This window comes from Carnobacterium sp., from assembly GCF_032094055.1.
In the GTDB taxonomy this organism is placed as follows: domain Bacteria; phylum Bacillota; class Bacilli; order Lactobacillales; family Carnobacteriaceae; genus Carnobacterium_A.
The window spans coordinates 15489-20391 of sequence record NZ_DAMDAK010000046.1 but is presented as its reverse complement, the minus strand read 5'-3'; the positions used below and the strand labels follow the sequence as shown (position 1 = coordinate 20391).

The window sequence follows — 4903 nt, the reverse complement described above, 5'->3', positions numbered from 1 at the left end:
AGTCATTGGTGTCTCAATGAAAGCCGGTGAAACGGCGTTGACCAGCAAGCCTTCACGGGCATAAGTACGTGAAAGTCCTTTTGCAAAGGCCAAGATTCCTGCTTTTGCACAGCAATAAGGCAATTCATCGTCATAAGGCTGTACAGCATCTTCAGAAGCTATTAAGACTAATCTGCCCCAACCGCCTTCTCTTAAATCAGGCAAGAATTCTTTTACCACACGAACAGGTCCGAGCAAATCTACTTCAAGTGTCGATTCCCAACCTGCCATATCAATTTCATGAAAAAGGCCTTGCGCACCGGTGATGCCGGCTGACTGAACCAGAATATCGATTTTTCCAACTTCTTCCGTAATTTTATCGTGCATCGCTTTCAGTTCTTGGCTGTTGGTAATGTCTGCTGCATAATGAAAAAGGTTATCGTTCGTACCCAGTTTGGCTGCGGCTTGTTCTAACTTTTCTTTCTTTTTACCAGTAAGAATAACTGTGGCGCCTTCTTCTAAAAGAACACGTGCAGTTTCCCAACCAATGCCCGAGCTTGAACCCGTGACTAGCGCTACTTTGCCTTCAATACCTAAATCCATATTGCTTTCCTCCTCAATGAGTTATCTGCTGATTTTTGAATAATTGAATGAATTCGCTGTCATTTACCTATTACTTAAAATGGTACTATTCTATCTGAGCAAATACAATTATTACGCATTATCGGCTTTTTTTTAGTGCTGATTGAAGAGTAAGTTGCTGCGTTTCTTCTTTTAATTCATAATGATCCATTTAATTTTCTGCAAAAAAAAATACCAGAAATTTTCCTGGTATTTTTGTTTAAAATTTTCGACTGGAACCACCGCCGCCAGAACGGCCTCCTCCGCCTGAGCTTTTTCTACTGTTGCCTCTTGAACTGCTGCCGCGGCTGCTCCCACTTCCGCTGCCGCCACTCCCACCGCTTCCTCCTAATCCAGAGGTGAAGATTGCCACTACTATACAGCCTAGAAAAATAGGAATGTCAATAGAATTCAATTTTTGTTTGAAAAAACGGATAATGGAGGAGAATTGATTACCCAGGTAAAAACTTGTCCATGTTTTTTTGTCTGGTTGGCTTACTAGATTCGGATTGCTTAAAGTCAGAGCAGTCGTATCCTCATAGTGATACTCCTTATCTACCTCCACTGCTGTATCCATAAAAATATGTTTTACCCCATCGTTATACTGGTTATCACTTAGATACGTTAGGTTGTTATCTAAGATCCTTCCAGTTTTCCCATCTGTTAAGACGCCTTCCAATCCATATCCGATTTCGAAACGAATTTCTCGTTCATCAAGAGCTAATAAGATAAGGACGCCATTATCATATGCAGGATTGCCAATTTTCCATTTTTCGAATAAATCAACGCTAAATTGCTCAATTGTTTCTCCAGCTAGTGAATTTACAACAGCTACGACAATTTGAGGTTTTTCATCAGTCTGTTCATAATAATTGTTTATCTTCATGATAAGTTCTTTTGTTTCTAGGGTCAGCATGCCCGTTTCATCATAAACATAAAAGTCTGACGTAGCTTCAGGTAAGTCAGCAGCAGTTGCTGAGGGTGCTGGCAGAAATAAAAACGATGCCAATAGACCAAAGACAACCGCTATTCGGTACCAGCTTTTTTTTATCGACATAGCTGTAATAGGCCTCCTTTTATCTGTCTGTTTGTCATTAATTAACCGTTCCTATGTACTGTTATAACAACGAATATTTTAGGTTTTTAGTGTACCATATGCTTATTAGTCGTTTCCACAGGAATGAGTTATAAAAATCAGGTTGGTTTGTCAGGCTTTTACTTTTTCTTCTAAATCTAGATAAAGTATACTGATAGTAAGACAAATAATATACCATTGTGAATTTAGAGAAGTTTTGAGTGAAATGGGGTGAAGAAGGTGTTCACAGACAGACGGTTAACAGAAGCTTATAAAAAAGCTAGAGTTGAATATTTTGATGAACATTCAAAATATGTCATCTTTAGTGATGTCCATCGGGGAGATGGCAGTATGTCAGATGAATTTACACGAAATCGGAATATCTATCTTCATGCTTTGAAATACTATTATAAAAACGATTTTACTTATATTGAAGCAGGAGACGGCGACGAAATGTTAGAGTATTCAGATTTTAAATACACTAAAAATGCTCACCGTGAAGTATTTGATACTATCAAAAATTTTTACGATAAAAAACGTTTAATACGATTATATGGCAATCATGATATTTTTTTGAGAAAACAAAAGTTTGTTGAAGAAAATTACTATACAAATTACGATGAGTACAATGAAGTGTTTTTTGATTTTCTTAAAGGACTCAAACCAATTGAGGCACTAGTATTAAGAAATTTAGAAACAGGGCAAGAAATTTTAACGGTACATGGTCATCAAGGAGATGCACCTAATGACCAGTTTGCATTTTTTACCATGCTTTCTCTGAAATTTTTTTGGCGGTTTCTCCATGGATTTGGCATAAGGAATCCGTCAAGTCCGATAAAAAATGTCTCCAAGCGACATAAAATTGAAAAGAATTTTAATAAGTGGATCAAAAAGAATAAGATGATGCTGATTTGCGGACACACACATCGATTTAAGTACCCAAAAGATAAAGAACTTCCTTATTTTAATTCAGGCTGTTGTGTCTACCCAACCTTTATTACAGCAATTGAACTGACTGAAGGGCAAGTTCAATTAGTACGTTGGTCAATTAAAGTGAATCCAGATGGAGGACTGACTATTGAAAAAGAAGTGATGAGAGGCCCAGAACCCATTGAAGAATTTGATATCCGCTAAAAGTGGATCCAGCACGTAGAAAATCTTTTAATTTTTTTAGCTAATAGTATTATGGCTGAGAAGTGATTTGCTTAAAAAAAGCAATACTAAAATGCTTTTCTCTTCAGGAGGAAGGCTTTTTAGCTGCTTATTGGACTATTTGCACTAATTTAGTGGAATGAACCTAGATACAAGAAAACTAGTATTTATATAATAGAGCAGTAAATCGAATACTTGAGTGCTTAATTCATGTAACATAAGATAGTGAATGGTATGATAAAGAATATAAAATTGCATTAAAAGATATTCTGAATGAAGAGGTGTCAATTGAAGAACATTATTGGAACAGTGTTACTAACACTCAGCAACATCCTATCGACGCTAACCATTGTTGCAATCGCTGGTCTGTTAGCGTACCTTAATACACTTGCATTAGAAAACGCAGCAAGTTCAACAAATTGGGATACTCCGATAAAATTGATAACGGTTTTGTTTGAAGTGGTTAAGTGGTTTGGTTTCTATCAAGTAGTTTTCAAAAAAAGTTTATCCTGGGTAAAGATTTATATTGTACTTGTCTTGGTCCTAGTGCTGGCTAGTGCAGCAGTATTATTGCCATTATTAGCTACGGTATTTTCTATCTCAGTAATATTTTTATTATTTTTGTTATTACTTTTGATTGTTCTGTATGCTATTTCAATTGCTTTGATATTCTCATCTTATAAAAAGTGATAAGATAGTTATAATTAAAAAGATGAATATCGAAGCAACTCTTTAGATAAGTGACTAGTGGAAGGAAGATTATGAAAAATGAATATACTATTAAAAGAAGAAAATTATCTTAGCTATCTTTCCGCTGTTTATCCAGATGAAGAGTTTAAAAAAGGAAAGACGATCATCGGGCAAAAAATTGGTGCCAACTTTTTCTACTGCATTTATATAGGAGAAACCTTTTTTGTAGTGACGGCTACTAGTATTGCAACGTTTGATTTCTATGACTCTTTTAAACGAGATCAAAGTGATTTGTTGAATTTGGATGTAAAAGAAAATTTATTTACCTTTAGGATTTTATTAACACTAAAAGAAAAAATAGAAGGGCAATATACCGTTACGGAACGAAAATTTAAAACGTCCAAAATATTGCTGACAGATTTTAATAAAAAAAATACAAGAGATTTCATGAGTCGTCAAAAAATGAAGGACTAAAAAAAATAATCAATTTAGTCAGGTTTTTCTTTTAGTTTAAGAATTAGTAAAAACCTTAGTTTAAAAATAGAACCTAACTTTTCTAATGTATTTGTGAAAGGGAGATGAGTAAAATGCTGTTTATTATCGATATGCAAAATGATTACGTAGATAATGAAAAAGGAGAACTTTCAGTACCTAATGCAACCACAATTGTTCCAAAAATCCTACAAGAAATAAAGAAACAAGAAGAGCAAGGCGAGCCAATTTATTATACATTGGATCAACATGCTACCAATGAAGATGAACGCTCGGAAGAAGAAAAACAATGGGGAATGGAGTTGTATCCGGCTTTGAAAGAAGCTTTAAAAAACCATACAGCCATTAAAAAGGATTTTCATTCTATTTCACCAGAAGATGCAGCTGATTTAAGGGGAAAATATAAGGATGACCCTGATCGTATTATTGAAATTGTCGGTGTCGAAACAAACGTTTGTGTCCTTTCAAATGCCGTAATGCTCCATAATTCATTTCCCTTGGCTTCTGTTCGGATTTTAAAAGATATGTGTGTTGGAACAACTTCTGAACTCCATAAAGAAGCTTTGGATATTATGAAAAGCTTGAAAATGGAAATCAAGTCTTCGAATGAATCATAAAAGGAAGAAACACTGGTAATAAAAAAATAAAAAGAAAGGTAAGAAGCGATGGACTATTATATCAAGCAGAAAATTTTTTCTTGGAATGATCAATTTACGATTAAAGATAGTCATGGCCAAGATGTTTACTCAGTAGAAGGCGAGTTTTTTTCGTGGGGAAAAAAACTGCATGTGCGGGATATAAGCGGAAATGAAGTCTTGTATATTGAACAACGCTTGTGGCGCTTTTTACCTACCTATTCGTTGTATATTAAAGATAAAGAAATGGCCATAGTGA

The 4903-nt window shown here is 35.1% G+C and carries 7 protein-coding genes; 5 read left to right on the top strand and 2 right to left on the bottom strand.

Annotated features, from left to right (window positions below; translation table 11 throughout):
- Together RT405_RS08310 and RT405_RS08305 are read right to left on the bottom strand one after the other, a co-directional pair.
- On the bottom strand, positions 1-582 hold a 582-nt coding region (locus RT405_RS08310; RefSeq protein WP_313469056.1), incomplete at its 3' end, for an SDR family oxidoreductase.
- Positions 583-820: 238 nt separating this feature from the next.
- Positions 821-1657, bottom strand: coding sequence for a TPM domain-containing protein (locus tag RT405_RS08305; RefSeq protein WP_313469055.1), 837 nt, complete (start codon positions 1655-1657; stop codon positions 821-823).
- 258 nt (positions 1658-1915) lie between these two features.
- Here RT405_RS08305 and RT405_RS08300 point away from each other — a divergent pair, with 258 nt between their 5' ends.
- The 5 genes from RT405_RS08300 to RT405_RS08280 form a co-directional block, all read left to right on the top strand.
- Positions 1916-2809: a metallophosphoesterase gene (locus RT405_RS08300; protein WP_313469054.1), complete on the top strand. Its 894-nt coding sequence runs from the start codon at positions 1916-1918 to the stop codon at positions 2807-2809.
- 306 nt (positions 2810-3115) lie between these two features.
- Positions 3116-3517 carry a hypothetical protein gene (locus RT405_RS08295; RefSeq protein WP_313469053.1) on the top strand — a complete coding sequence of 134 codons (402 nt, stop codon included), beginning with the start codon at positions 3116-3118 and terminating at the stop codon, positions 3515-3517.
- A 78-nt stretch (positions 3518-3595) separates the two neighbouring features.
- On the top strand, positions 3596-3991 hold the full coding sequence (locus RT405_RS08290; protein ID WP_313469052.1) for a hypothetical protein: 396 nt from the start codon (positions 3596-3598) through the stop codon (positions 3989-3991).
- Positions 3992-4104: 113 nt separating this feature from the next.
- Complete coding sequence (locus tag RT405_RS08285) at positions 4105-4626, top strand: isochorismatase family cysteine hydrolase (RefSeq protein WP_313469051.1); 522 nt, start codon at positions 4105-4107, stop codon at positions 4624-4626.
- A gap of 48 nt (positions 4627-4674) precedes the next feature.
- Positions 4675-4903: LURP-one-related family protein (locus RT405_RS08280; RefSeq protein WP_313469057.1), on the top strand; the 229-nt coding region annotated here is incomplete at its 3' end.